Raw genomic sequence first — 26,009 nt, forward strand, 5'->3', positions numbered from 1 at the left:
TGAGCTTGTCTGACTGAGCCTGGATGCCTGAGCTTGAATGATTGAGCTTCGGTGACCCGAGAGCGATGGCAGCGAGTGACAGATAGCAGAACAGCTGGGGCCACTGGGTCCCGAGGTGCAGCTGCCGACAGGGCAGCTGCACTTGTGAGTGGGTTTTCACCGACGGTTATTCACCGAAAGAGATAGGAACCATGGGCAAGAATGTAGTCGTGCTCGGCACCCAATGGGGTGATGAAGGCAAGGGCAAGGTCGTCGACCTGCTGACCGAATCCGCCAGCGCCGTCGTGCGTTTCCAGGGTGGCCACAACGCGGGTCACACCCTGGTGCTGGACGGCAAGAAGACCGTCCTCCACCTGATCCCGTCCGGCATCCTCCACCCGGGCAAGACCTGCGTCATCGGCAACGGTGTCGTGCTGTCTCCGGAAGCGCTGATCAAGGAAATCCGTGAGCTTGAAGCCAACGACGTGCCGGTGCGTGATCGCCTGCGTCTGTCGCCGGCCTGCCCGCTGATCCTGTCCTACCACGTGCGTCTGGACCAGGCGCGCGAGAAGGCCCGTGGCGTCGCCAAGATCGGGACTACCGGTCGCGGCATCGGCCCGGCCTACGAAGACAAGGTCGCGCGCCGTGGCCTGCGTCTGGGTGACATGCTCCACCGTGAGCGTTTCGCCTCCAAGCTGGGCGAAGTGCTGGATTACCACAACTTCGTGCTGCAGCACTATCACGGTGAAGCGCCGGTCGACTTCCAGCAGGTGCTGGACGAAGCCATGGAAATGGCTGAAGAGCTGCGCCCGATGGTCTGCGACACCGTGGATCTGGTCCACTCCGTGCGCAAGGCCAACGAGAACATCCTCTTCGAGGGGGCTCAGGGCTCACTGCTCGACATCGACCACGGTACCTACCCGTACGTCACCAGCTCCAACACCACTGCCGGCGGCACCGCCACCGGTTCCGGCGTCGGTCCGCTGTATCTCGACTACGTGCTGGGCATCACCAAGGCCTACACCACGCGTGTCGGCTCCGGTCCGTTCCCGACCGAGCTGTTCGATGAGTTCGGCCGTCACCTGGCCGAGCGTGGCCACGAATTCGGTGCCACCACCGGTCGTGCGCGTCGTTGCGGTTGGTTCGATGCCGTCGCCCTGCGTCACGCCGTGCAGATCAACTCGGTCAGCGGCATCTGCCTGACCAAGCTGGACGTGCTGGACGGTCTCGAGAACATCCGTGTCTGCATCGGCTATCGCAGCAAGGATGGTGACGTGCTGGACAACCCGGTGGATTCTGAAGGCTACGAAGCCATCGAGCCGCTCTACCAGGACCTGCCGGGCTGGAGCGATTCCACCATCGGCGTGCGCGAAGTCGACAAGCTGCCGGCCAATGCCCGCGCCTACATCAGCTTCCTGGAAGAGCAGGTCGGCGTGCCGATCGACATCATCTCCACTGGCCCGGACCGCAACGAGACCATCGTGCTGCGCAACCCGTTCCACGACTGATGATGACCACGTCGCTTTCCTGAGCGGCACATGATGTCGAGATGATGCAAGACCAAGACACCCCGTCGGGATTTCCGGCGGGGTGTCTTGCGTTCCAGGGCTGGCAGCAGAGGATCTTGTACAGTCTTGGGAGTGGCAGGGTGGGTGGACAGTAGGAATTTTAAATGGGAATGATTGTTATTTTTGTTGTGATCGGAGGCTATCTTGTCGGCAAACTGGTTGCCCAGGTCGCAATTCGACGTTTTCGGTGGGGTCCCCGCTTCACATCGTTCTGATACAGGACTAAAATGGTCCCCAATTAATCTTCCCGTGGTGGAGGCCAGCATGCTGAAGCTTTCCAAGATGACCGATTATGCCGCTGTCGTGATGGCGCGCATCGCCCGCGAGCCGGACTCGGCCCATGCGGCGATCGATCTGGCCGAAAGCGTGCAGCTGCCGCATCCCACCGTGAGCAAGACGCTCAAGGCGCTGGTGCGGGCAGGACTGCTTGAGTCGCGGCGCGGAGCGCTGGGCGGTTATCGTCTGGCACGCCCGGCCAGCCAGATCACGGCCAGCGACATCATCAGCGCCATCGAAGGCCCGGTGGCCGTGACGGAGTGCAGTCACGCCGACGGCGATTGCGAGCTGGTCAACACCTGCGGGGTGGCCGACAACTGGCAGCGCGTCTCGTACGCCATCAGTGAGCTGCTGGGCAGCGTGACGCTGGCGCATCTGGCGTCATCCGCGCCACTGCGCATGCCGGTGCAACTGCCGATTCAGGCCATCAGCCTGTACGGGGATGACGAATCGCCCCCCGTGGCCAGGGCAGCCAACAGCACTGGCAAACGCTAGAACCGGCAAACACTGAATCCGTTGCCGCGCGACACACATCGTCGTGGCAACACGAACATTCGAACTTCGCTGCGATTCGGGCGGGGTGATCAGGCATCTGAACAGACCCGGAGCTCTCCGGGAGAGGAGACCAGCATGGCGAGCCAGGAGATGGAGCAGCTTGTACAGCGCGAGTACAAGCAGGGCTTCGTGACCGATATCGAGAGCGACACCATTCCGCCGGGACTGGATGAAAGCGTGATTCGCTTCATCTCGGCCAAGAAGGGTGAGCCGGAGTGGATGCTGGAGTGGCGTCTGGATGCGTATCAGCAGTGGCTGAAGATGAAGGCACCGTCCTGGGCGCACCTGGATTATCCGGAGATCGACTACCAGGCGATTTCCTACTTCAGCGCCCCGAAGAAGCCGGAAGACCGTCCGCAGAGTCTGGATGAGGTCGATCCCAAGCTGCTCGAGACCTACGAGAAGCTGGGTATCCCGCTGCACGAGCGTGCCGCGCTGGCCGGCGTCGCGGTCGACGCGGTCTTCGACTCCGTGTCCGTGACCACCACCTTCAAGAAGGAGCTATCCGAGGCGGGCGTCATCTTCTGCTCCATCTCGGAAGCCATCCAGGACTACCCGGAACTGATCAAGCAGTATCTCGGAACCGTGGTGCCCAAGGCAGACAACTACTTCACCGCGCTGAACGCGGCCGTCTTCACCGATGGCTCCTTCGTGTTCGTGCCGGAAGGCGTGACCTGCCCGATGGAGCTTTCCACCTACTTCCGCATCAACGCCGCCAACACCGGCCAGTTCGAGCGCACTCTGATCATCTGCGAGAAGCAGGCTCAGGTCTCGTATCTGGAAGGCTGTACCGCGCCGCAGCGTGATGACAACCAGCTGCACGCCGCCGTGGTCGAGCTGGTGGCACTGGAAGACGCCTACATCAAGTACTCCACCGTCCAGAACTGGTATCCGGGCGATGAAGACGGCAAGGGCGGCATCTACAACTTCGTCACCAAGCGTGCCGACTGCCGTGGTGACCGCTCCAAGGTCTCCTGGACCCAGGTCGAGACAGGCTCCGCGATCACCTGGAAGTACCCGTCGTGCATCCTGCGCGGCAAGGACAGTGTCGGGGAGTTCTACTCCGTCGCCGTCACCAATGGTCGTCAGCAGGCGGACACCGGCACCAAGATGATCCACATCGGTGAGGGCACCAAGTCCACCATCGTCTCCAAGGGCATCTCAGCCGGTAATTCCGAGCAGTCCTATCGTGGTCTGGTCAAGATCGGCCCGCGGGCCAAGGGCGCGCGCAACTTCACCCAGTGTGACTCGCTGTTGATCGGCGACCGCTGTGGCGCGCACACCTTCCCGTATCAGGAAATCGGCAACGCGACAGCCACCGTCGAGCACGAGGCGACGACCTCCAAGATCGGCGAAGATCAGCTGTTCTACTGCCGTCAGCGCGGCATCAGCGAAGAAGATGCGGTCAACATGATCGTCAATGGCTTCTGCAAGGACGTCTTCCAGGAGCTGCCGATGGAGTTCGCCGTCGAGGCCGAGGCGCTGCTCAACGTCACCCTTGAAGGTGCCGTCGGCTGATCCCGCCGTCCCTTTCGCATTCACCCCATTCTTGAGGGCCGCTTGCGGGCGGCCTGTCAGCAAAAGGTATCAACATGCTCGTAGTCAAAGATCTGCACGTTTCGGTGGAAGGCAAGGAAATCCTCAAGGGTCTCGACCTGACCATCAACAAGGGTGAAGTCCACGCCATCATGGGCCCGAACGGCGCGGGCAAGTCCACGCTGTCTTCCGTGATCGCGGGCAAGGACGGCTATGAAGTGACCTCGGGCACCATCACCTATGAAGGTGAGGATGTGCTGGAGATGGAAGTCGAAGAGCGTGCGCGTGCCGGCATGCTGCTGGGCTTCCAGTACCCGGTGGAAATCCCGGGGGTCAAGAACGTCTACCTGCTCAAGGCGGCACTGAATGCCAAGCGCGAAGCCGAAGGCCTCGGCGAGATTCCGGCCCCGGAATTCATGAAGCTGATCCGCGAGAAACTGGCCTTCATGCAGATGGATGCCAGCTTCCTGCAGCGCGCCGTCAATGAAGGCTTCTCCGGTGGTGAGAAGAAGCGCAACGAGATCCTGCAGATGCTGGTGCTGGAGCCGAAGCTCGCCATGCTTGACGAGATCGATTCCGGCCTCGATATCGATGCATTGAAGATCGTCGCCAAGGGGGTCAACTCGTTGCGCAACGAAGACCGCGCCGTGCTGATGGTCACGCACTACCAGCGTCTGCTTGAACACATCGTGCCGGACCAGATCCACGTGCTGATGGATGGCCGTATCGTCAAGTCCGGCGACAAGTCGCTGGCCCTCGAACTCGAAGCCCAGGGCTATGACTGGCTGCAGGAGGAAACCGCGTAATGACAGCACTTGCTACCGCGTCCGTTCCCGGCAGCGAAGCCTTCGTCAGCGAATTCACTGCTCGCAAGGCTCGCTTCGCGGCTGATCCGAGCTGGATGGCTGCTCGCCGTCAGGCCGGCATCGCTCGCTTTGAAGCTCTCGGCCTGCCGACTCGCAAGGTCGAGGCCTGGAAGTACACCGACACCCAGGCACTGGGTCGTCAGGAGTATCGTCTCGCCGACGATGCAAGCCTCTCGCGGGCCGTGAAGGATGAGCTGGCGCTCGACGTCGATGCTTACCGTCTGGTGTTCGTCGATGGTCTCTACAACGCCGAGCTTTCCGATGTGGCTGGCCTGCCGGACACCGTGCGTGTCGTGCCGCTGTCCGATGCCATCATCAATCAGCCGGAAGTCATCGGTGGTTCGCTGAACCGCCTGACCGGTATCGACTTCACGCCGTTCGTGGCGCTGAACTCTGCCTTCACCGAAGAGGGTGCGGTGATTCAGGTCGGCCCGCGTACGGTACTCGACAAGCCGGTCTACGCGCTGTTCCTGTCGCGTGCCGCCGTCGAAGGTCAGCCCGTGACCATGAGCCACCCGCGCCTGCTGGTGCAGCTGGGCAGCCGCGCCGAAGCCAGCGTGATCGAGCATCACATCGGTGAGACCGGCGCGACCAACTTCACCAACATGGTCAGCGAAGTGATGCTGGAGCGCGGCGCCGTGCTCAATCACTACAAGCTGGGCGAGGCCGCTACCGGCGAGACGCACATCGCCTCGCTGCAGGTCGAGCAGCCGCGTGACAGCCAGTATCTCTCCATCAATCTGAATACCGGTGGTGGGCTGGTGCGCAACGATATCGTCTGCGACCTGAACGGCAACAACGCCCATGCACGTCTCGATGGTCTGTTCTTCGGACGTGATCGCCAGCACGTGGATACCCACTCGCTGGTCAATCACAACGAGGCACTGACGTTCTCCGACGAGAACTACAAGGGCATCCTGGCCGATCGCGCGCGTGGCGTCTTCAATGGCCGTGTGATGGTCAAGCGTGACAGCCAGCAGATCGAGGCGCATCAGAACAACGCCAACCTGCTGCTGTCGGACCGCGCCGAGATCAACACCAAGCCGGAACTCGAGATCTACGCCGACGACGTCAAGTGCTCCCACGGCACCACGACCGGTCAGCTCGACGAGACCGCCGTGTTCGCGCTGCGCGCCCGTGGCATCGATGAGCAGACCGCCCGTGGCCTGCTGACTCTGGCCTTCGCCAACGAAGTCATGACCGGTCTGGGCATCGACGCCATCGCCGAGCGCATCGAGCGCAGTGTCGCGGGACGCCTGCCGTCACGCTTCCACCTCGATGAGCTGGTCGATCTCAGCGTCGAGTTGGGCGGCGGCGCCGTGGCGGTGGCACGTGATGAGGACTTTGCATGAGTGCACTCGATAACCTGATGCTCGACGTCGTGCGGGTGCGCGAGGATTTTCCGATCCTCGAGCGTCGCGTGCATGGTGACGTGCCGCTGATCTATCTGGACAGCGCCGCCACCAGCCAGACGCCGACTGCCGTCATCGACGCGATGAGCGACTATTACCGCAATACCAATGCCAATATCCACCGTGGGTTGCATAGCCTGGCGGATGAGGCGACAGCGGCCTTCGAAGGCACGCGTGAGAAGGTGCGCAACTTCATCAATGCGCGCCTGACGCGGGAAGTCATCTTCACGCGCGGCACCACCGAGGCGATCAATCTGGTCGCCAACAGCTGGGGTGCCAACTGGCTGAACGCCGGTGATGAGGTGCTGATCTCGGTGATGGAGCATCACGCCAACATCGTGCCGTGGCAGCTTCTGGCCGAGCGTCTCGATATCGTCATCAAGATCATCCCGTGTGACGATGATGGCGTGCTCGACATGGCGGCCTACCGTGACCTGCTGGGCGAGAAGACGCGCCTGGTCTGCGTCAATCAGGTCTCCAACGCCCTGGGCAGCATCAATCCGGTGGCCGAGATGGCGACGCTGGCGCACGCTCACGACGCGCTCATCCTGGTCGATGGCGCCCAGGCGGTGCCGCATCAGCAGGTCGATGTGCGCGAGATCGATGCTGACTTCTATGTCTTCTCGGGCCACAAGATGTACGGTCCCACCGGTATCGGTGTGCTCTACGGCAAGGAAGCGCTGCTCGATGCCATGCCGCCGTGGCAGGGTGGCGGCGAGATGATCCGCACGGTGTCGTTCGAGAATGGCACCCTGTTCGCGGACCTGCCGCACAAGTTCGAGGCCGGCACGCCGCCCATCGCCGAGGTCATCGGGCTGGGCAAGGCCATCGACTGGCTGGATTGCACCCACATGGCGCTGATCACGCGCTGGGAGCAGCAGCTGATGCGCCATGCCAGCGAGCGCATGCGCGAAGTGGACGGCCTGCGCATCATCGGCAACTCGCCCGACAAGGCGGGGGCGATCTCCTTCGTGGTCGATGGTGCCCACGCCCAGGACATCGGGCTGCTGATCGACCAGCTGGGGGTCGCCATCCGTACCGGACACCACTGCGCGCAGCCGGTGCTGCGTCGCTTCGGTGTCGATGCCACCTGTCGGGCCTCCTTTGCGGCCTACAACACGCCGGAAGAGATCGACATGTTCGTCGATGCCCTGCAGCGTGTGCTGACCATGGTGCGCTGAGCACCCCCTGCGGTGGCCCTGATGGGCGCTGATCAATGAGGCTCGCGCATGGCGGGCCTCATTGGTATCGGCACTTGTCAGGGAATGTTGTCACCCGCACGTCTTGAGTGAACCAACAGAATTCTTGATCCGCATGCCTGTCGTGCGGATCGGCAAGGAGAGGGCATGAGCCACACTGAAGACCAGCTGGCCAGCCTCGGCAAGGGCCAGAAGATGCCGTTGCAGCGGGACGTGGAGGGCATCTCGGTACCGTTCGGCAAGTCGGTGACCCTGCATGAGGACTCGGTGGTCGAAGTCATGCAGGCCAAGGGCGGCACCGTCAGCGTCGCCTTCGAGGGGCGCATGTACCTGATCGAGAGCTTCAGCCTCGATGCGTTGGGGCTGGACGCCGTGCCGCGTCCGCATCTGCCGGCCGGCCAGAGCGATGCCGACATCGAGGCCTTCGTCTGGGCCCAGCTGCGCACCTGCTTCGACCCCGAGATCCCGGTCGACATCGTCGAGCTGGGGCTGGTCTATGGCTGTCGTATCGACACCCTGATCAGCGGTGAGAAGATGGTCAATCTCAAGATGACGTTGACCGCGCCGGGCTGCGGCATGGGCAACGTGATCGCCGAGGACGCCAAGCGCAAGATTCTCGGTGCTGATGATGTGTCCAAGGTGCATGTCGAGATCGTGTTCTCTCCCGCGTGGTCGCGCGAGATGATGAGCGAGGATGCACGCCTGGAGCTGGGCATGTTCTGAGCATCATCGGCGCGTCTTTGCCGTCTGCTGTTGTCGCCCCTTGTTGTCTGTAGCTTTCTGGTCGGCCTGTCATGGCCGTCAGTCGCATCATCACTCGGGCGAGATGCAGCAAACGCAACCGGATGGACGGGAACCTCTTGTCCATCCGGCTATCCAATTCACGTTGCTGAGCGTCCGGGCAAGTTGCTGCCTCGGGCCGTGTCGGCACGTCCGTTTGACGGTTTCCCGTATCACCTGCCTCAAGGAAGACTCCCCAATGCGATTCCAGACTGCGCTGCGCACCCTGACCGCCACCCTGATCCTGAGTAGCGCTGCCAGCGCGCAGGCCGCCTGGAAGCTGGATAGTGATGTGTCACAGCTGAGCTTCCAGACCACCAAGATGGCCAAGTCGGGCGCCAGCACCGTCGAGACGGATGCTTTCACCTCCTGGCGGGCGCGCGTCAATGACGCCGGTCAGCTGTCGGTGGAGATCGACCTCGACTCCGCCAGTACCGGCATCGACATTCGTGACCAGCGCGTCAGCGAGAAGCTGTTCGAGTCCGGCACCTATCCGTTGGCCGTGATGACCGCCAGTCTCGATATGCCGACCCTCAAGGTGATGGAGCCGGGCGATACCCAGCAGGTGGATATCGAAGGCCAGCTGACGTTGCACGACAATACCCAGAACCTGCCGGTGAGCCTGCAGGTGACGCGCCTGCGCGGCGATCGCTGGCTGGTGCAGACCCTCACGCCGGTGATGGTCGATGCTGAGCAGTTCGCGCTGGTCGATGGCATTCGCACCCTGCGTGACCTGGCCGGGCTCGGCAACATCGCGACCCAGGTGCCAGTCAACGTCAAGGCCGTGATGGTGCAGGAAGACTGAGCGGAGTCACCCGCATGCGTGGCCGGGAACAGTCAGTGCTGGCAGAGCCTCGGCCGCTTGGGTAGGCTGAGCGCTCATGCCTGCACGATGTGACGGTACCGGCAGGAAAGACAGGCAGGGATGGGCGTGGGGAAGTGATGCAGCGAGTGATCATGCGGGCTGGCTGGACCATCGTCGGTCTGCTGGCCGCCGGCGCAATGACGGTGGTCGGGCTCAACCTCTGGGTCGTGATGGCAACGCACGATCGCATTGCCACGTCACCGCTGACCTGTCAGAGCCGTGAGGTGGGGATCGTGTTCGGCACCTCCCACGGCCTGGTGGGCGGGGGCAGCAATCCGCACTATCAGGCGCGCCTCGATACCGCCGCTCAACTCTACCGCCTGCGGCGCGTCTCCAATCTGCTGCTTTCGGGAGACAACCGCACCCGTTACTACAATGAGCCGATGACCATGTGGCGTGATCTGCGAGCGCGCAACGTGCCGCAGGAGTTCATGACGCTCGATTACGCGGGCTTCTCCACCTTCGATACCCTCGTACGAGCCCACAAGGTCTTCGGCGTCGACGAGGCGGTGCTGGTCACCCAGCCGTGGCATCTGCCGCGTGCGCTGTTCATCGCCGATGCGCTGGGGCTCGAGGCAGTGGGCTGTCCGGCCATCTCCGAGCGCCAGCCGCCGGGGCTCAAGCTGATGTTGCGTGAGTGGCTGGCCCGTGCGGCGACAGTGGGTGACCTCTATCTGTGGGGGCGTAAGCCGCGCTTCCTCGGGCCGCAGGAGACGCTGCCGACGCCGGTGTTGTCATCGCACTCATCATCGCATCCCTCATCACCCCACTCCTCAGACAAGCACTCGATGTCGCCGGCGGAGGGCTCCGTGACAGTCGGGGCAGGGCAGCAGGCCACTGCCAGTCGTGAGATGGCGGATGGAGAGGATGTGGCGGATGAAGAGAATGCTGCCGGCACACCGGACCCGCATGCCCTCGCGCGTCAGGCGCGGGCAAGCCTGCTGGCCAGTCTGCCCGGAGTGAAGCAGGCATTGCTCCAATGGCTGTCTGTCAGGTCTGATACGAACTAGCCGCGCATCGGCCTTGCCAGATGCATATCGGCCTTGCCAGACGCACAGTGTCAACACGAAGACGCCCCGCACTTCCTTTGGAAGGCGGGGCGTCTTGCGTTCACGGTCTGGCGGCGGGCATGTGGCTAGCCGGCGCGGCGGCGGGCGGCCTGACCTGTCTGGTGACGGTACAGCTCGCGAATCAGATGACGGCAGTTGTGGAAGATGCCTTCCAGCACCTTTTCCATGCTGTCAGGCAACGGGTGCGTGAAGGCGGTCGAGCAGGCCTGCATCAGGACGCGTTCCTGTTCGAGCAGCTCGTTGATCAGCACCTGATTGTCATTGCCGACGATGCTTTTCAGGCGACTCCACAGCCACATGTAGTCATCGCGCTCGACATCGGCGTCGCGCGGCATCAGGCTCAGATGCTTGCGTGTCTCGACTTCCAGCGCCTGTTTGAGCTCGACACGGCTCGCATAGAAGGGCTCGAAGGCCTTCAGGAGCGCGGGACGCAGCCGTTCGGCGTTATCCTCGAAATAATCAAGACTGTCTGCCAGGGCTTCCTGGACGCTATCCATCGCCACCTGGCGATTGTCGAGAAACATGGGCGGTCACCTCCTCCGTCAGAAGAGATTGTGCGGGTGAAAACAGTGTTTTTCTACCCCTGTAGGGCAGAAAGTCAGGATATTTATTCACGCACTGTCAATCCCTGCAGTTTACGACAATACAATGACGTTCCGGTGACGATCATCGTTGCCTTTCAGACATTGTCCTTGCCCCTGTTTTCGCCGCCAAGCCCCCTGCCCGAAAAGCTGTCTGGCCCAGATGCGCCAGGGGTGCCGTCTCGATGATCAGCACCCCTGGTCGAGCGTTGCGTGCAATGCCCTGAGGCTTGAGCCCTCAGTCATCAGCCCTCAGCCCTTGGGCTTGGGCGGAATCTTCTTGGACGGTGCGGCAGATTTGGCGATGTGATCGATGATCAGACCGGCGATGTCCTTGCCGGTGGCAGTCTCGATGCCCTGCAGGCCCGGTGAGGAGTTCACTTCCATGATCACCGGCCCGTGGTTGGCACGCAGCAGGTCGACACCGGCGACGGCCAGGCCCATGGCCTTGGCGGCGCGGATGGCGGTGGAGCGCTCTTCCGGCGTGATGCGGATCTCGCTCGCGGTGCCGCCACGATGCAGGTTGGAGCGGAACTCGCCATCAGCCGCCTGACGTTTCATCGACGCCACCACCTTGTCTCCCACCACCAGGCAGCGGATGTCGGCGCCACGCGCTTCCTTGATGTATTCCTGCACCATGATGTTGGCTTTCATGCCCATGAAGGCCTGGATCACGCTCTCGGCGGCCTGGTTGGTCTCGGCGAGCACCACGCCGATGCCCTGGGTGCCTTCCAGCAGCTTGATGACCAGCGGCGCGCCCTTGACCATGGTGATCAGGTCGGGGATGTCATCCGGCGAATGCGCGAAGCCGGTGACCGGCAGGCCCAGCCCCTTGCGCGACAGCAGCTGCAGCGAGCGCAGCTTGTCGCGTGAGCGGGAGATGGCCACGGAATCATTGACCACGTAGGTGCCCATCATCTCGAACTGACGCAGCACGGCGCAGCCATAGAAGGTGACGGAGGCACCGATGCGCGGCACGACAGCGTCGAAGTGCTCGATCTCGGCGCCCTTGTAATGGATGGACGGGCGGTGCGAGGCGATGTTCATGTAGCAACGCAGCGTGTCCACCACGCGTGCGGTGTGGCCACGTGCCTCGGCGGCCTCGATTAGGCGGCGGGTGGAGTAGAGGCGTGAGTTACGCGACAGGATACCGATATGCATGAAATCCTCCGGAGCCGAATGGGCCAGACAGAGATAGGAATGAATCAGAAGAAGACTGACGTGATGCCCGTCAGGAGGCGTGGTGTTCGACGGTGAGGCCTTTACTGTCTTGAGGCGTCACGCGATGCAGATGGCACCGGCGCCAGCGTCTTGAGGCGAGATGCCGAAGCATGCCGCCGCGCGCACGCCTGATGCCGTCAGGGTTCGCCGTGCAGATAGGCAGCGCCCGGTGCGACCAGCAGGCGACGCAGGGCACGGCGCCCCAGCAGAATGGGGTGACGCATCTGGGAGCGGTCCACCAGCGTCATGTCGATATCGTAGTCGAGCCCAGCCAGCTTCATGCGCGAGCGGATCGCGTAGCGCCACTCGGCCTGACCATTGGATGAGCGCACGCGGCGGCGATCATGCACCGGCGTCTCGATCGTATGCGGTGGGGAGTCGCTACCGCCAGTCCGGGTGATGAAGCGAACCCACAGGTCATCGTGCTGCTCAAAGACCTCGATGCTCTCGGCATGCAGCGCACTGGAATGCGCACCGGTGTCGATCTTGGCATTGAGGTGCAGCTTGAGCTCCGGCAGCTCGATCAACTCACGCCGACCCACCACGCCACGCGGGCGAAAGCCCAGCAGGTCATGATTCAGTGTCTTGAGATCGAGGGGCGGTGCCTTGTCGATGTGATGACGCGAAGTGTTCTTGTGATGCGACATGTTTCTTCCTGAATCAGAGGGCGTGAGCGAAGCGGGCAGCAGCTCACGGCATGAAGACACCGGGCAGGCGCGGCACAGGATAATGTGCGTTGCCTGCCTGGCGGGGTAAGGGCCAGGCGGGCGCGCAGCATAGTCACTTAACGTACTGACAGCAATCCTTGCTGAAGCCTCTTTTTTCGCGTCACGAATCCGGGGGTGACGGCGACGCTGACAGCGTCCGGCAAAACCGCCTCGGGCATGCGGTCCTGGCACGCATCCATCGCTGCCAGCCGCCTCGCTTGAGGGCGCTGGCGCGTGAGATATCGTGTAGGTGGCGCGTCGCAGCGCGCCCTGTTCATCTCTGCCGATCAGCCCCGATGCCGTCGCTAGACCAAGTGCTCTATCAAGTGTCGTGGGTTATGCGCATGATCTCAAGCACTGTCACCTGCGGGCATGCCCGACGTCAATGACGCGGGGCCGGATTGGCGGTATCGGCCTTGCGGGTCAGGGCGGCAAGCGCCTGCCCCAGCGGGCTGTCCGCGCTTGCGTTGCGCAGCGTCATCAGTACCGGCAGACGCAGACGCGGAATCAGGGCGAGGTCGCGGGCCAGCGCGGCGAAGTTGGCCTGCGGACAGCTGGCCAGGCGGGTCAGGAAGGCCGGCAGACGTTCGGCATCTTCCAGGTGGGCGTAGCCGCGTGCGGCGATCGCGACCAGCACGTCGACATTGACGGCCTGGTCGTCGGCCAGCAGGGCATCGATCCACTCCGCCGCCGCAGGCCGTGGGCTGGCACCGGCGGCCCGCAGGCAGGCGCACAGCGTTTCCAGGTCCCCCAGGTCACGTGCGGCCTGGCCACGCGCGATCAGGGCGGTGAGCAGCTCGGTCTCGTATTCTTCCGTCAGTGAGGCAGCCAGCTGGGCATGGGCGGGTGGTGCCTGCTCCAGACACAGCGCGATGGCGCGCAGCGGCGTATCCGGCAGGTCAGCCAGGCGCTGCACGAAGGCCGCGGCAAGCTCGCTGGACAACTCGCCGCGCCGTGTCAGCACGTCGGCGATGCCCTGCAGGCCCAGTGACGGCCAGTCATCCAGCGGTAGCTGGGCGGTGAGATACTGCTCGGCGAGCTCGTAGTACTGGCTGGCAGGGCGGTCGCAATCGAGGCTGGCGCGGGCGTGCAGCATGGCGCGCAGGCTGTCGTCCGGCGTGAAGGCCAGCGGGTTGTCCTGCATCAGGTTGTCGATCTTGCCGGCCTCGGCCTGCTGAAGTTCAGGGCGACCGACGGTCAGCGCCGTCTGACCCAGTGTCGTGATCAGACGTTCGAGGAAGGCGTCGCGTTGCGCGGGAGACAGACGACCTTCCTCATCCAGCGGCAGGGCCAGAAACCACACCAGCGGATCGTCGAGCCCCGCTGGGCGGAACACGCATGCCAGGCGTGCCTGACCCTTGAAAGGCTGCTCCCACGGCTGCTGTTCGGTCTCGAAGGCTTCCAGCTGCTCAAGGCTGAGCGGGGCCAGGGAGCGCCCCAGGTGATAGAGGTGCAGCTCGGCGCCGGTGCGTGTGAAGAAGTTGCTCAAGGAAGAGAGAGGAGTCATGAGGCTCACCACGGCTGTGTCTCCCTCACGTCCTGGCTGGACGTGGCGGAGAGCGGAAAAAAGTCTTGTCGAGCATCATTGCCAGGCGTGGCATGTGTCGTCGAGCGACAGCTGCCGGCGCGTGACATGTGCCTGAGCATGTCTGGAATGGCAGCGACTTTAGCGATTCACCGGCTGTCATGCCACCCGCTGGCGTGTGATGGTGGCCAGAGGGAAGAGGGCGACCTGTTCCTATTATGGCCGCTCTTTCGGCCCGTGATGGCTTGACAGATGACGCGGCACCTCAAGCCCCGCTGAGCGTCTTGCAGGTTGATGATTTTTTGATCAATTTTCGTCATCCCACGGCTGACGCGGCTTGCAGCGTGACCGAGACGGGTTATCCACAGCATCGTCCACGGATGGCGTGAATAACTGTCATCCACTTGTCGTCAGACTGACATCCAACGCAGCAGGTAGCCCATACGGCGTCACTGGCCCGTCGAGACAGGCATGCTAGAATCGCGCTCATTGACACGATTGCTGTCTTATTCCTTATGGTTATGTACTTAAGGGATGAAATGATTGGGAATGCGGGGCAGTCCCGTTATCCTATACAACCAAATCACATATAAAAGGCTGTGCTTATGCCTGTTCTGTTGGCATGACATCCGCGATCAGCCGAATGTCAGCGACCGTCCAGCGCCAATGGCTCAGTCTTGCGATCCATGAGGAATCCCGATGCGCCAATCACGTTCGCTCGCAGCTGTCTTCTCTTCCACCGCTCTCAAGGGCGCCGTGATGGCTGCCGCGCTGGGTGCGACTACCCTGGGCAGCCTGGCGGCACAGGCTGATACCCTCAAGGTCGGCATGTCGGGCGGCTACTTCCCGTTCACCTTCGTCAAGCAGGACAAGCTGCAGGGCTTTGAAGTGGATGTGCTCAACGCCGTCGGCGAGATCACCGGCGACGATATCGAATTCGTGACCATGAGCTTCTCCGGCCTGATCGGCTCGCTGGAAGCCGGCCGCATCGACACCGTGGCCAACCAGATCACCATCACCGATGCGCGCAAGGCCAAGTTCGCCTTCACCCAGCCCTACGTCTATGACGGGGCTCAAGTGGTCAAGCGTCGCGGCAATGACGAGATCACCGGCGTCGAGTCCCTCAAGGGCCACAGCGTGGCGGTCAACCTGGGCTCCAACTACGAAGCGCTGATGAAAGAGCTGCCCTACGCCGACCAGATCGACATCAAGACCTATGAGTCCAACATCGAGCAGGACACCGCACTGGGCCGTGTCGATGCCTTCGTGATGGACCGCGTCAGTGCAAGTCAGGTGATCCAGAAGACACCGCTGCCACTGGAACTGGCAGGCAAGCCGTTCTCGCGCCTGGAGAACGCGCTGCCGTTCCGCAAGGACGCCGAAGGCGAGGCCAAGCGTGACGAGGTGGATGCCGCGCTGACCGAGCTCAAGGAAAATGGCCGCCTGGCCGAGATTTCCAACAAGTGGTTCGGCAACGACATCACCACGCCTTGAATATTGCCCGCTGCGCCCTGATACCAGGGGCGCATGCAAGGATGTCATGTGCAAACGGGGTGACGGCTTGACCGTCGCCCCGTTGTCGTCATGTCGACGGGTGTCTTTCCAGACCCTCAGCCAAGCCCCCAGCCTGTCCGGATAACGAATGGATACTCTCAATATCGATTACATGCTTGGCCTGTTGCCGGTCATGCTCAAATACCTGCCACTGACACTCAAGATGGCCTGTATCGGCATGGTGGCCGCGCTGGTGCTGGCCTCGCTGTTGGCGGTAGTGCGGGTGCTCAAGGTGCCGGTGCTGAATGCGCTGACCATCGTGTTCATCTCCTTCTTCCGTGGCACGCCGCTGCTGGTGCAGTTGTTCCTGTTCTATTACGGCCTGCCGCAGGTGATGGCGTTCCTGACCCAGATCGATGGCGTCACCGCGACGATTCTCGGCCTGACGCTGCACTTCTCGGCCTACATGGCCGAATCCATCCGTGCCGCCATCGTCGGGGTCGATCGCAGCCAGACCGAAGCGGCGCTCTCCATCGGCATGACCAATGTCCAGCTGATGCGGCGCATCGTGCTGCCTCAGGCGGCCCGCGTGGCGGCCCCCACGCTGATGAACTACTTCGTGGACATGATCAAGTCCACGTCGCTGGCCTTCACGCTGGGGGTGACCGAACTGATGGGCGCGACTCAGAAGGAAGCGGCCAGCAGCTTCCTGTACTTTGAATCCTTCATCATGGTGGCCATCGTCTACTGGGTGATGGTGGAAGGGCTGTCCTTCGTGCAGCGCTGGATGGAGAAACGTCTCAACAAGGCCTATCAGCGATGATTGCAGTCAGAAACCTGGTCAAGAAATTCGGCGGGCAGGCCGTACTCGATGGCATCACTCTGGAAGTGAAGCAGGGTGAGATCATCGTCGTCATCGGCCCGTCGGGCACCGGCAAGTCCACGCTGCTGCGCTGCATCAACTTCCTCGAGCAGCCCGATGGTGGCGAGATCCAGATCGGCGAGCGCAAGGTCGAGGCCACGCGCGCCAGCCGTCACGACATTCTCGGTCTGCGTCGCAGCAGTGCCTTCGTGTTCCAGAACTATGCGCTGTTCGCCAACAAGACGGCGCTGGAGAACATTGCCGAGGGCCTGATCGTCGTCAACGGCTGGCCCAAGGCCAAGGCGCACCAGCGGGCGCGCGAGATTCTCGAGCGTATCGGCATGAGCGAGAAGGCGGATGCCTTCCCGGCGGCTCTCTCCGGTGGTCAGCAGCAGCGGATCGGCATCGGGCGCGCCATGGCGGCCCAGGCCGAGGTGATCCTGTTCGATGAGCCGACCTCGGCACTGGACCCGGAGTGGGTCGATGAGGTGCTGGAGCTGATGAAGCAGCTGGCGGTCGAGCGCCAGACCATGATCGTGGTCACCCACGAGATGCAGTTCGCGCGGGAAGTCGCGGATCGCGTCATCTTCATGGAAGGCGGGCGGATCGTCGAGCAGGGGCCGCCGAGCCAGCTGTTCAGCGCGCCGAAGGATGACCGCACGCGCGCCTTCCTGCGCAAGGTGCTGGATGAAGTGCCGCCGCAGTGCGCCGAGGGCATCTGATACTTCTCGCTTGAGGTAATGACCCTCAGGTCACGTGAGGTAGTGCCTCGGGCTGTACCTGCGACAGACACAACGGCCACCGCGACAGATATCGCGGTGGCCGTTGTCATTTCTCTGGCGGTGATCATTGATCCGCGTCTGGTGTTGCAGGGCGCGTTCCAGAGCGACGCGTCATGGGCCGCAACGTGTGACTAGCCGTGGCGGGGCATCGAGCGCACCTTGTCGAAGGCTTCCTGGAGTGCCATCGAGACGCGCTCTTCCAGCAGCTCCTGTTCGGCGGGTGCCATATAGAACGCCATGTCGACGTCGTGGCGAATATAGCGGGGCGCCAGCTGATTGAGCGCGATGCAGGCCACGTCTTCGCGGCTGTCGACATCCATGGCGTGGCTGTCGGGATGCAAGCGCAGCTGGTCGAGCACCAGCTGCTCCATGTAGTTGTGTACGCCTGCGCTTTCCATGTGTACTGCCTCCTTGTGATAGGTGCTATCTCCCATGCAGGGCCGTGCCCCCTGGCATGTCGATCCCTTCAGTGTGCTCATCAGCATGTTCATCCGAGCTGACTCTGTGACGCTCTCCCCTCTGAACGCCAGTGGCCGATGGCCTCAGCCGGTCAGCAGGCGGGTTTCCGCCTCTTCAATATGATCAGCCAGTCCTGATAATACCAGTGTATCGCCACACGCCAGCGTCAGGTCGCCGGTGGGTTCTTCCAGGTTCTCGCCACTGGCGCGTACCACGCGTGAGACAAGAATGCCGCACACTTCCGGCAGGGCGATGTCGTCCAGTCGTCGGCCACAGGCCCAGGCATCGGCGGTCAGCGTCAGCGGATGTCGCCGCAGCAGCGGGTTGCCGCGTTTGTCGGTCAACTGGGACTGCTGACCATGGAAATAGCCATGCAGCATGCTGTAGCGCGCCTCACGCGCATTCTGGATCGAACGCGCCACGCGGCGAAAGGGCACCTCGAGATTGACCAGCACATGCGAGACCAGCATCAGCGAGCCCTCGAGCACTTCGGGAATCACTTCGGTGGCCCCGGCGGCCTTGTAGGTCTCGAGGTCCGCGTCATCCTGTGTGCGCACCAGCACCTTGAGGTTCTCGAGTTCCAGCGGCTGGATGGCGCGTAGTATGGCCAATGCGTGCGAGAGCTGATTGACGGTGATCACCACCTGCCGGGCACGTTTGATGCCGAGGGCGCGCAGGATTTCCAGACGCTGCGCATCACCGAACACCACCGGCTCGCCGGCGCTGGCGGCCTCGTGGACGCGGATGGGGTCGGCATCGATGGCGATCCACTCAAGCTTCTCCTGAGTGAGAAATCGCCCGACTGTCTGGCCGACACGCCCGAAGCCGCACACGATGACATGGCCACTGAGCGGGGCGGTGGCGGCGCTCAGCTCCGCGGTGGTGTGCGGGTTCTCCTGAGTAGGCGTGGTGGAGCGGCACAAACGGCGCGTCAGCTGCTGGTTGTGGCGAATCAGGCTCGGCGTGACCACCAGCGAGCCGATGATGATCGCCACCACCAGGCCCACGGTCTCGTTGTCCATCAGGCGTTGCTGACTGGCCAGCGCCAGCAGCGCGAAGCCGAATTCGCCGCCCTGGGACAGCACCAGGCCAGTGCGCAGCGCGCTGTCCAGCGGGCGGCCGGAGAGGCGTGCCAGTCCGGTGATCAGCAGTGCCTTGGCCGCCAGCAGGCAGGCCACGCCGATGACGACCCAGTACCACTGCGCCAGCAACACCTGCGGGTCGAGCAACATGCCCACCGAGACGAAGAACAGCCCCAGCAGGATATCGCGGAAGGGCCGGATATCGGCCTCGATCTGATGGCGGAAATGGCTCTCGCCGAGCATCATCCCGGCCAGGAAGGCACCCAGTGCCATCGACAGGTGCAGGCTGTGGGTCAGCCAGGCGGAGAACAGTGCCACCAGCAACACGGTGAGCACGAACAGCTCTTCCGAGCGCGCGCGCGAGATCTCCTGGAACACGAACGGCAGCACCCACTTGCCGATCATCAGCATCACCGCCACCAGCCCGAGCCCCTTGATGAGCATCAGACCCAGTTCACTGAGCAGCTGGCTGCCATCGCCGGCCATGGCCGGAATCAGGATCAGGAACAGCAGGGCGGCGAGATCCTGGAACAGCAGCACGCCCACGGCGGCGTGGCCGTGGGGGCTGTCCAGCTCATTCCAGCGTGCCAGTTCCCGCGTGACGATGGCAGTGGAGGAAAGCCCCAGCGCGCCGGCCGCGACCAGCGCCGCCGCTGGTGACAGGCCCAGCGCCGAGCCCAGCGCCCAGAACAGGCCACTGCATACCGCCACCTGACAGGCGCCCAGCCCGAACACCGTGGTCTTGAGGGCGCGCATGCGCGGCACCGAGAATTCGAGGCCGAGCGAGAAAAGCAGAAACACCAGCCCGAATTCCGACAGGAAGGCGAGTTCTTCCGGGCGACCGATCCAGCCTGCCAGATGAGGGCCGACCAGAAAGCCGACCGCCAGATAGGCCAGCACCGGTGGCAGATGCAGGCGGCGGAACAGCACTGCGGCCACCACCGAGGCTCCCAGCAGTATCATCACATCATTGAACAGCGTGTCTGCCATGCGGCCTCCTGGCCTTCGGTGAGCATCATCGGGATAATAGCGTGAACGAACCCTGCATGATTTGACGGAGGTCGCATGAATCCGACTGAACCACCCCGGGACGGCGAGATCGCCGGCAATCCCTACGACGAACTGCGCGCGCTGCTGGCACGTCTGGAAGCGACCATGAAGGCAGCAGACCTGTGGCGCATGGACACGCCATCCCCACAGGCCTTCATGAGTGTGGAGCCATTCTGTGTCGATCGCATGGACATGGGCCAGTGGCTGCGCTTCGTGTTCATCGCTCGCCTGGAAGCGCTGTGTGATGCCCGTGCGCCATTCCCCGTCAAGTGTGAAGTGGCCCCGGCCATCGAAGCCTGGCTGAAGGATGCCCGCCCGGAGCGCCGCGTGGCGATGACGGAAGTGATTCGCGAGATCGACACGCTGGTCACGACGCACTGATCGTGACGCATTGATCGTGACGCACTGATTGCCGGGCAGGAATCTCACCTCGCACTGAGTCTCCTCTCCCCGGCACCTCCCACAGTGCTCCCCTATGCAGGCGTGATGCCCTCGCATTGCGCCACGAGACCCCTTCAGGAGCTTGCATGGCCTATTACTTCGCCTACGGCAGCAACATGAATCCGGCGCGTGTCGTGGCACGCATCGGCGAGACGCGACGGGCCGTGCATGGTTGGCTGGAAGAGCATCGCCTGAGTTTCGACAAGGCCTCTCGGGTTGAGGGTATCGCGCATGCCAACGTACAGTCTGCGCCGGGTGAGCGTGTCGAAGGCGTGCTGTACGAGCTGCTCGAGGCTGAGCAGATCACGCTGATGGATCCCTTCGAAGGCCGCCCGCATGAATATGAGCGTTTCCTTCACCCCATCGTCACCCGCGAAGGCGTGATCGATGCCTGGGTGTATGTGGCGCTGCCCGAGCGCACCGCCGAGGGCCTCAAGCCGGCACGCGAGTATCTGGAACATCTGCTTGGCGGGCGTGACTTCCTGACACCGGACTACTTCACGGCGCTGAGCGGCGTCGAGGCCGTGCATGCGCTGGATGACGCCACCCTGGCTCAGCTGGGCCTGTCGCGCAGTACGCCGCGCTGACGGTCGCCTGATGGCTGACAGGGTGCCTGTCATCTGTTTTCTGTCAGCTGTCTTGTGGCAACAAAAAAGCCCGCCTCTCGCTTGAGAGGCGGGCTTTCGCGTTTCTGGTCACGCTGCGCGACTGATTGGCATAAGCCTCAGTCCTGAGCGGCCAGTGCCGGGTCCAGGTTCGTCTGGTCACGACGGCTGGCCAGCATGCCGATGATCAGCCCCGCCAGTGCCGGCGCCAGCCAGCCCAGATTCATCGAGGCCAGCGGCAGCAGCGGCTCGATGCGATGCGAGATGGCCATCAGCGAGTCAATGCCGCTGGCTTCGAAGCCATCCAGCAGACTGACCAGCAGTGTCAGGCCCAGGGACCAGGCGAACACGCGCGGAGCATCATGCAGGCGCGGACGCAGGTAGGACAGCAGCGTCAGCACCAGCACCAGCGGATAGAGCGTCACCAGTACCGGAATCGAGACGCTGATCAGGGTCGAGAGGCCCAGATTGGCGATCAACGCCGAGGCCACGGCCATCACGATCACCAGCAGGCGGTAGGGCACGCTCGGCAGCAGGCGATGGAAGAACTCGCCGCAGGAGGTCAACAGGCCCACCGCGGTGGTCAGACACGCCAGGGTGATGACCAGCGCCAGGATCAGCTTGCCGGCATCGCCGAACAGCGCCTCGACGTAGACCGGGATCAGCTCGCCCTTGGCGGCTTCGCTGACCAGTGCATGGCTGGTGGCGCCCATGTAGGTCAGCGGCAGGTAGACGGCGGCCAGGCAGATGGCGGCGATGGCGCCGGCCCACAGAGTGTAGCGGGTCACGTCAGCGGTCGCGGTGATGCCGCGCGCCTTGATCGCCGAGACGATCAGGATGCCGAACACCATCGAGGCCAGCGCATCCATGGTCAGGTAGCCCTGCTGGAAGCCGGTCATGAACGGCGCCTCGGCCCACTCGGGGCTCACCGGCCCCAGTGGCCCCTGCGGGTCGATGATGGTGAACAGTGCGATCAGCGCCAGCAGCGCGATCAACAGCGGCGTCAGCCACTTGCCGACCACATCCATCAACTTGCCCGGGCTCAGCGCGATCAGGGTGGCGATGCCGAAGAACAGCACCGAATGCAGGGCCAGACCGCTCTGTGCCGACATGTCGATGAAGGGACGCATGCCCATCTCGAAGGCCACGGTGCCGGTGCGCGGAATCGCGAACATCGGCCCGATGGACAGGTAGATGGCAACGCCGAAGGCGGCGGCCGCCCACTTGGGCAGCGGCGAGGTGATCTTGTCGAGGCCGCCACCGATCACGGCAACCGCCACGATACCGGCCAGCGGCATGCCGACGCCGGTGGCCAGAAAGCCCAGTGCCGCAGGCCAGAATTCGGCACCCGCGCCCTGACCCACCTGGGGCGGGAAGATGATATTGCCTGCGCCCAGAAAGAGGGCAAAGGTCATGAAGCCCAGCGCCACGATATCGAGGCTGGAAAGTCGTGTTTTCACTATGACGTCCTACGGATTCAGCAGATGCGTTGCAGCAGGCGCCATCAGGTGACCGATGAGGTGGTCGGTCAGGCAAGAAGACGTGCCGAGAAGCCGTTGGCTAGCGACAGGGGTGGGTCACCAGCAGACCCGGGAGCAGCGGGGTAGTGTTGCGCGCGGGCCGAATGGCGAGAGCAGGGGGACGGATTGTCGCCACCCTGATCTGACGCGGCGCATTATCGTTGATTTCACGTAGCAAGACAAAGCCACCAGCAAGCCAAGCGGCAGGCTCACTGCGCAGCAGGTGGCGGTGGCGGCAGGGGAATGAAGCTCGGCCAGTCGTCCGGCACCACGAATATCCGCCACTGCTGGCGGGGCGTGCTGGCGGTGGTCGGCTCGCCGTCAGGCGCCGCCACGCTGCGCTCCAGCCATAGCTGGCGGGGGTGTTGATGCGTGCGTTGGTGGCTGTGTTGCTGAGCCGCCGCCTCTTGCACAACCGGTTCGTCCGGTCTGAGGTCGTCAGCGGCGCCGGGTGGCACGAAGTGATCGCGCAGCCAGCGGTCCAGTTCATGCCATGGCTGTAGCGACGCCACGGGCGGGGCGGCCAGCCAGGCAGGTTTTTCCCTGACACAGCCCAGCAGCGGGCCTTCATGTCTCGGGGAGGCCTCGAGGGTCTGACAGAAAGCGGCAAACTGGTTGACGCTCATCCACCAGCCGGCCTGGCGCGCACTCTCGGGATGGCAATGGCGGGGCGGGGGCAGCCAGTCGGCGGGCGCCTGGTCTGGCTGCCAGGGGCGAAACAGGCAGCCGGGCAATGCCAGTTGCTGGCCTGCGAGTAACGGGGCACTCGGGTCTTCTGTCGGCGGCGGGTTCATCTCGCTCGCGCCTGCCTGTGTGGCCAGTGCCTGTCTGGTCAGTGCTTGTCTGGTCAGTGCCTGGCGAATCGTCTGCTGTCCGCGCTCGGTATAGGCCAGAGGCAATTGATGCTCAAGGCTGCGCTGATACTTGATGGCGAGGCTGTCGGCGCCGCCGGGACCTATCCAGCGTGCCGGGCTGTCGGCCGCTTCAGGGCCTTCGGGCAGGCCGAGATAGAACTTGATCGCGACCTCCAGGTGCGTGGGCGCCGTGTCCTGCGCCGCCAGATAGAGCATGTCCAGCTCTCCCAAGGTGATCTTGCCTTGGGAAATCCTGAGGTTGTTGACCAGCAGGCGACTGCCGGGCGCGTATGCCAGCACGAATTGCCAGAGCAGCTCGTGGTAGTGGCCCAGGCGATAGTGGCGGCGCTCATTCACGGCAGCCTCGAGTGCGTGGGGCGCCTGCTCCAGCGTCATCAGCCAGCGGTGGCGGACGTGGTCATCCTCCAGCCCGAGTGCCGCCAGGGACGGGCGCGGGTAACGTGCAAGCTGCAAGAGGTCCGGGGCACTCAGAAGCCAGGCGATATCCCTGACGCGTGGGTGACGGTAGCGCGCGCAGTCGCGGCGCAGGTCGCAGCCGGTCGCACAGGGGGAGTCGCCCCATTGGGCAAAAGGGGGCGATGACGCGGCTGCACCGGGCGATGCATGGGACGGGGCTTCGGGCTCGATAGGCATGATGCCAGTGTATCCCACGTCGGATGACGGTCGATAATGCGTGGCGCCGCTCGGGCCTGGCCCTGTGTGAACCGAGCCGAGTGCTGCTTGCCGGCCGTGGTGTCCTGCTGGCGCTCCTTCTCTCCCTCTATCTACTCCCTTCTCCATTCCCTCTGTCTTCTCGCACCTTTTCCTCACTCGCCACTATTACCCGACCCTTTACGCCAGTCTTGCGCTGCTCACGCGACACTTTCTCGCCGCTTTCTTGACGCTCTTCCAACACGTTCTGCTGTCCGCCGACGGAAATACGACGGCCGTCCCCAGGCTGTCATCATTTTGACATCGTTGCATGGGTCGCCTAAGCGATTGAAAACGTTGGGATTACTTCGCGTGGGTGGGTGAGGGTGCTTCAGTCCGGGTGGGAAGAGCGCTGAATTGATTCGCTGGAGGAATCAATCCTGTTCCGGCGCGGGGATATATCCCGCAGCTCGCGAGGTTCACAATGCACTCCATCAACGTTGCAGCAAATATGCAGGGCTGATGAGGCGGGGTTGACCTCGAGCTCTTGGTTGTCGAGCGACATGAATCTTCTCGACATCAGTGGGCAAGGCGTCACCGACTGACAGTGTGAGGGGCAAGATCCACCCCCTGAACAATCGGTCAATGAATATTCGCAAAAATTGATGTGCACAATTTCTTGCTGTTGGACGCTGTTTTCAGGCGCCTCAGCCAAAGCAGAAAGAAAAATACGCATTTTCTTGTTTTTGTGGCATCCAGTTCTGCTGTGGCGACGTATAACTCATCAGCACAGCAAGACACACCCTGTAGCGTGCAGCATGCTCGACCAAGGTGGTGGGTGAGAGACAGTCTTCCTCAACCAAAGTCGCTAGCGATCTGCCAGGCCAAAGCGCCGCTCAAGGGGGTGGGATAGCACGCAAACAAGGAATTCTTGCACTCTCCGTGTTGTACAAGACTTTTTCAGAACCGCTTCAATAGCTTTATAGGTGATGAGAAAGGCAGGAGGGTCAAGCGCTGGGGAAGGCCGTTCGTTTCCAGTGATGTTGCTCAAAGAGAAACAGTGAGCTTCCAGTTGTACGGCTAGTTTGAACGCAGCATAACGATTAGTCTGTTAATCATCGAAACGCAGCACGCACCACAGTCAGTGAAGGCCAAGGCCCGGACAGGGGTCAGCAAACCACTCCTTCACTGACTGACAACGACTCAAAGCGGAAGCATCCGCACCAGGACCAGGAGATACACCATGAAAAACATTTCCCTCAAGACTCTGATCGCTACCGTCGCCATCGCCACTGCCAGCACCTCCGTATTCGCAGCTGACGATAGCCCCGCCGCCGTGCGCGTCCAGAATGCCATCAGCAGCCAGCAGATCATGGGCCAGACTCAGCCGGCTGCCACCAGCCAGCAGAGCTTCTCCGAAACGGGCATGAGCGTTGCTGCCGGTCGTGTTGAGCAGGCACTCAATGCTGACCACATCCGCGGCGTCGATACCGCTGCCGTGTCCCAGGCCAACGCCACCGTCAATGATCAGGGCAAGAGCGTCGCCGCTAGCCGCGTTCAGCAGCACATCAGCGACAACGCCTGAAGCAGAGAGGGTCACGCTGACAGCTCAGTGACCCCCGAACATCGCCTCACCTGACATTCGACCTTGCCCATTTCTGGAGAATCATCATGAAAACCCTGACTTCCCTGATCGCCGCCGCTGCCATTTCCATTGCTGCCACCGGCGTTGCCACCGCTGATGAAAGTGTTGCCGATGCCCAGGTGCGTGCCGCACTGAGCGAACAGGTCATCCACGGCCAGGCGCAGCCCGCCGCAACGCAGCTGAATGCTGCCGAGTCCGGCATGAGTGCTGCTGCCAACCGTGTCGAGCAGTCCCTGAACGCCGACACCATCAAGGGTGAACAGACGCATGCTGTCTCCCGCGGCCAGAGCCTGAGCAACGACAACGGCAAGAGTGTCGCGGCATCACGCTTTGAAGATGCGTTGAACGACAACGCCTGAGTCTGCAGGGCCTGATTCATGGCCCCGGGACCACAGCAGCACTGTTCTCCCTTTTATCCATTCGC

General features: G+C 62.9%; 24 protein-coding genes. 16 read left to right on the forward strand and 8 right to left on the reverse strand.

Features of this window, described 5'->3' with window-relative positions; translation table 11 throughout:
• The first annotated feature begins 191 nt into the window (after window positions 1-191).
• The 9 genes from CDPAHKCJ_RS08800 (at window position 192) to CDPAHKCJ_RS08840 (ending at window position 10,046) form a co-directional block, all read left to right on the forward strand.
• Window positions 192-1,487: an adenylosuccinate synthase gene (locus tag CDPAHKCJ_RS08800; protein WP_166019460.1), complete on the forward strand. Its 1,296-nt coding sequence runs from the start codon at window positions 192-194 to the stop codon at window positions 1,485-1,487.
• A 324-nt stretch (window positions 1,488-1,811) separates the two neighbouring features.
• Window positions 1,812-2,318, forward strand: coding sequence for an SUF system Fe-S cluster assembly regulator (locus CDPAHKCJ_RS08805; RefSeq protein ID WP_166019461.1), 507 nt, complete (start codon window positions 1,812-1,814; stop codon window positions 2,316-2,318).
• A gap of 135 nt (window positions 2,319-2,453) precedes the next feature.
• The gene (gene sufB, locus CDPAHKCJ_RS08810) at window positions 2,454-3,896 is read left to right on the forward strand and encodes a Fe-S cluster assembly protein SufB (protein WP_054557094.1); all 1,443 of its coding nucleotides are present in this window, start codon (window positions 2,454-2,456) and stop codon (window positions 3,894-3,896) included.
• Window positions 3,897-3,970: 74 nt separating this feature from the next.
• On the forward strand, window positions 3,971-4,720 hold the full coding sequence (sufC, locus tag CDPAHKCJ_RS08815; RefSeq protein WP_166019462.1) for a Fe-S cluster assembly ATPase SufC: 750 nt from the start codon (window positions 3,971-3,973) through the stop codon (window positions 4,718-4,720).
• On the forward strand, window positions 4,720-6,132 hold the full coding sequence (gene sufD / locus CDPAHKCJ_RS08820; RefSeq protein ID WP_166019463.1) for a Fe-S cluster assembly protein SufD: 1,413 nt from the start codon (window positions 4,720-4,722) through the stop codon (window positions 6,130-6,132). The genes sufC and sufD overlap by 1 nt, the downstream gene beginning before the upstream one ends.
• A complete protein-coding gene (locus CDPAHKCJ_RS08825) occupies window positions 6,129-7,373 on the forward strand; it encodes a cysteine desulfurase (RefSeq protein WP_166019464.1) in 1,245 nt (414 codons plus the stop codon). The genes sufD and CDPAHKCJ_RS08825 overlap by 4 nt, the downstream gene beginning before the upstream one ends.
• A 165-nt stretch (window positions 7,374-7,538) precedes the next feature.
• Window positions 7,539-8,114, forward strand: a complete 576-nt coding sequence (gene sufT / locus CDPAHKCJ_RS08830) for a putative Fe-S cluster assembly protein SufT (RefSeq protein ID WP_166019465.1) — start codon at window positions 7,539-7,541, stop codon at window positions 8,112-8,114.
• A 256-nt stretch (window positions 8,115-8,370) separates the two neighbouring features.
• Window positions 8,371-8,976, forward strand: coding sequence for a YceI family protein (locus tag CDPAHKCJ_RS08835; RefSeq protein WP_166019466.1), 606 nt, complete (start codon window positions 8,371-8,373; stop codon window positions 8,974-8,976).
• A gap of 152 nt (window positions 8,977-9,128) precedes the next feature.
• Complete coding sequence (locus CDPAHKCJ_RS08840) at window positions 9,129-10,046, forward strand: ElyC/SanA/YdcF family protein (protein WP_240916704.1); 918 nt, start codon at window positions 9,129-9,131, stop codon at window positions 10,044-10,046.
• A gap of 125 nt (window positions 10,047-10,171) precedes the next feature.
• Here the strand turns inward: CDPAHKCJ_RS08840 and CDPAHKCJ_RS08845 are convergent, their stop codons facing one another.
• The 4 genes from CDPAHKCJ_RS08845 to CDPAHKCJ_RS08860 form a co-directional block, all read right to left on the reverse strand.
• Window positions 10,172-10,630 carry a hypothetical protein gene (locus tag CDPAHKCJ_RS08845; RefSeq protein ID WP_043335223.1) on the reverse strand — a complete coding sequence of 153 codons (459 nt, stop codon included), beginning with the start codon at window positions 10,628-10,630 and terminating at the stop codon, window positions 10,172-10,174.
• Window positions 10,631-10,939: 309 nt separating this feature from the next.
• A complete protein-coding gene (gene rimK / locus CDPAHKCJ_RS08850; RefSeq protein ID WP_166019468.1) occupies window positions 10,940-11,848 on the reverse strand; it encodes a 30S ribosomal protein S6--L-glutamate ligase in 909 nt (302 codons plus the stop codon).
• 197 nt (window positions 11,849-12,045) lie between these two features.
• Window positions 12,046-12,555 (reverse strand): RimK/LysX family protein, encoded by a 510-nt coding sequence (locus tag CDPAHKCJ_RS08855; protein ID WP_166019469.1) that lies wholly within the window; start codon window positions 12,553-12,555, stop codon window positions 12,046-12,048.
• 442 nt (window positions 12,556-12,997) lie between these two features.
• Window positions 12,998-14,122 (reverse strand): DUF3549 family protein, encoded by a 1,125-nt coding sequence (locus CDPAHKCJ_RS08860; RefSeq protein WP_166019470.1) that lies wholly within the window; start codon window positions 14,120-14,122, stop codon window positions 12,998-13,000.
• A gap of 777 nt (window positions 14,123-14,899) precedes the next feature.
• Here CDPAHKCJ_RS08860 and CDPAHKCJ_RS08865 point away from each other — a divergent pair.
• From CDPAHKCJ_RS08865 to CDPAHKCJ_RS08875, 3 genes are all read left to right on the forward strand, one after another.
• The gene (locus CDPAHKCJ_RS08865; protein WP_043335456.1) at window positions 14,900-15,634 is read left to right on the forward strand and encodes an amino acid ABC transporter substrate-binding protein; all 735 of its coding nucleotides are present in this window, start codon (window positions 14,900-14,902) and stop codon (window positions 15,632-15,634) included.
• A 148-nt stretch (window positions 15,635-15,782) separates the two neighbouring features.
• A complete protein-coding gene (locus CDPAHKCJ_RS08870; protein WP_043335389.1) occupies window positions 15,783-16,457 on the forward strand; it encodes an amino acid ABC transporter permease in 675 nt (224 codons plus the stop codon).
• On the forward strand, window positions 16,454-17,218 hold the full coding sequence (locus tag CDPAHKCJ_RS08875; protein WP_131431600.1) for an amino acid ABC transporter ATP-binding protein: 765 nt from the start codon (window positions 16,454-16,456) through the stop codon (window positions 17,216-17,218). Before CDPAHKCJ_RS08870 ends, CDPAHKCJ_RS08875 begins: the two co-directional genes overlap by 4 nt.
• 191 nt (window positions 17,219-17,409) lie before the next feature.
• On the opposite strand, the gene CDPAHKCJ_RS08880 is transcribed toward CDPAHKCJ_RS08875, so the two are convergent.
• A complete protein-coding gene (locus CDPAHKCJ_RS08880; RefSeq protein WP_054556810.1) occupies window positions 17,410-17,676 on the reverse strand; it encodes a late competence development ComFB family protein in 267 nt (88 codons plus the stop codon).
• Between the two features lie 144 nt (window positions 17,677-17,820).
• Entirely contained in the window at window positions 17,821-19,809 is a 1,989-nt protein-coding gene (locus CDPAHKCJ_RS08885) for a cation:proton antiporter (RefSeq protein WP_166019472.1), read from the reverse strand.
• A gap of 75 nt (window positions 19,810-19,884) precedes the next feature.
• Here CDPAHKCJ_RS08885 and CDPAHKCJ_RS08890 point away from each other — a divergent pair, with 75 nt between their 5' ends.
• Window positions 19,885-20,250, forward strand: coding sequence for a YqcC family protein (locus CDPAHKCJ_RS08890; RefSeq protein ID WP_166019473.1), 366 nt, complete (start codon window positions 19,885-19,887; stop codon window positions 20,248-20,250).
• 146 nt (window positions 20,251-20,396) lie between these two features.
• A complete protein-coding gene (locus CDPAHKCJ_RS08895) occupies window positions 20,397-20,897 on the forward strand; it encodes a gamma-glutamylcyclotransferase family protein (protein ID WP_166019474.1) in 501 nt (166 codons plus the stop codon).
• A gap of 137 nt (window positions 20,898-21,034) precedes the next feature.
• On the opposite strand, the gene brnQ is transcribed toward CDPAHKCJ_RS08895, so the two are convergent.
• Both brnQ and CDPAHKCJ_RS08905 read right to left on the reverse strand, forming a co-directional pair.
• Window positions 21,035-22,375, reverse strand: a complete 1,341-nt coding sequence (brnQ, locus tag CDPAHKCJ_RS08900; protein ID WP_200019312.1) for a branched-chain amino acid transport system II carrier protein — start codon at window positions 22,373-22,375, stop codon at window positions 21,035-21,037.
• A gap of 269 nt (window positions 22,376-22,644) precedes the next feature.
• Window positions 22,645-24,090, reverse strand: a complete 1,446-nt coding sequence (locus tag CDPAHKCJ_RS08905) for a DUF1853 family protein (protein ID WP_346773911.1) — start codon at window positions 24,088-24,090, stop codon at window positions 22,645-22,647.
• Between the two features lie 1,093 nt (window positions 24,091-25,183).
• On the opposite strand from CDPAHKCJ_RS08905, the gene CDPAHKCJ_RS08910 reads away from it, so the two are divergent.
• Window positions 25,184-25,525, forward strand: coding sequence for a hypothetical protein (locus tag CDPAHKCJ_RS08910; RefSeq protein ID WP_107335218.1), 342 nt, complete (start codon window positions 25,184-25,186; stop codon window positions 25,523-25,525).
• Between the two features lie 86 nt (window positions 25,526-25,611).
• Window positions 25,612-25,944, forward strand: coding sequence for a hypothetical protein (locus CDPAHKCJ_RS08915; protein WP_043335406.1), 333 nt, complete (start codon window positions 25,612-25,614; stop codon window positions 25,942-25,944).
• The last annotated feature ends 65 nt before the right edge of the window (window positions 25,945-26,009 follow it).

The organism is Cobetia sp. MB87 (assembly GCF_011319755.1).
In the GTDB taxonomy this organism is placed as follows: domain Bacteria; phylum Pseudomonadota; class Gammaproteobacteria; order Pseudomonadales; family Halomonadaceae; genus Cobetia.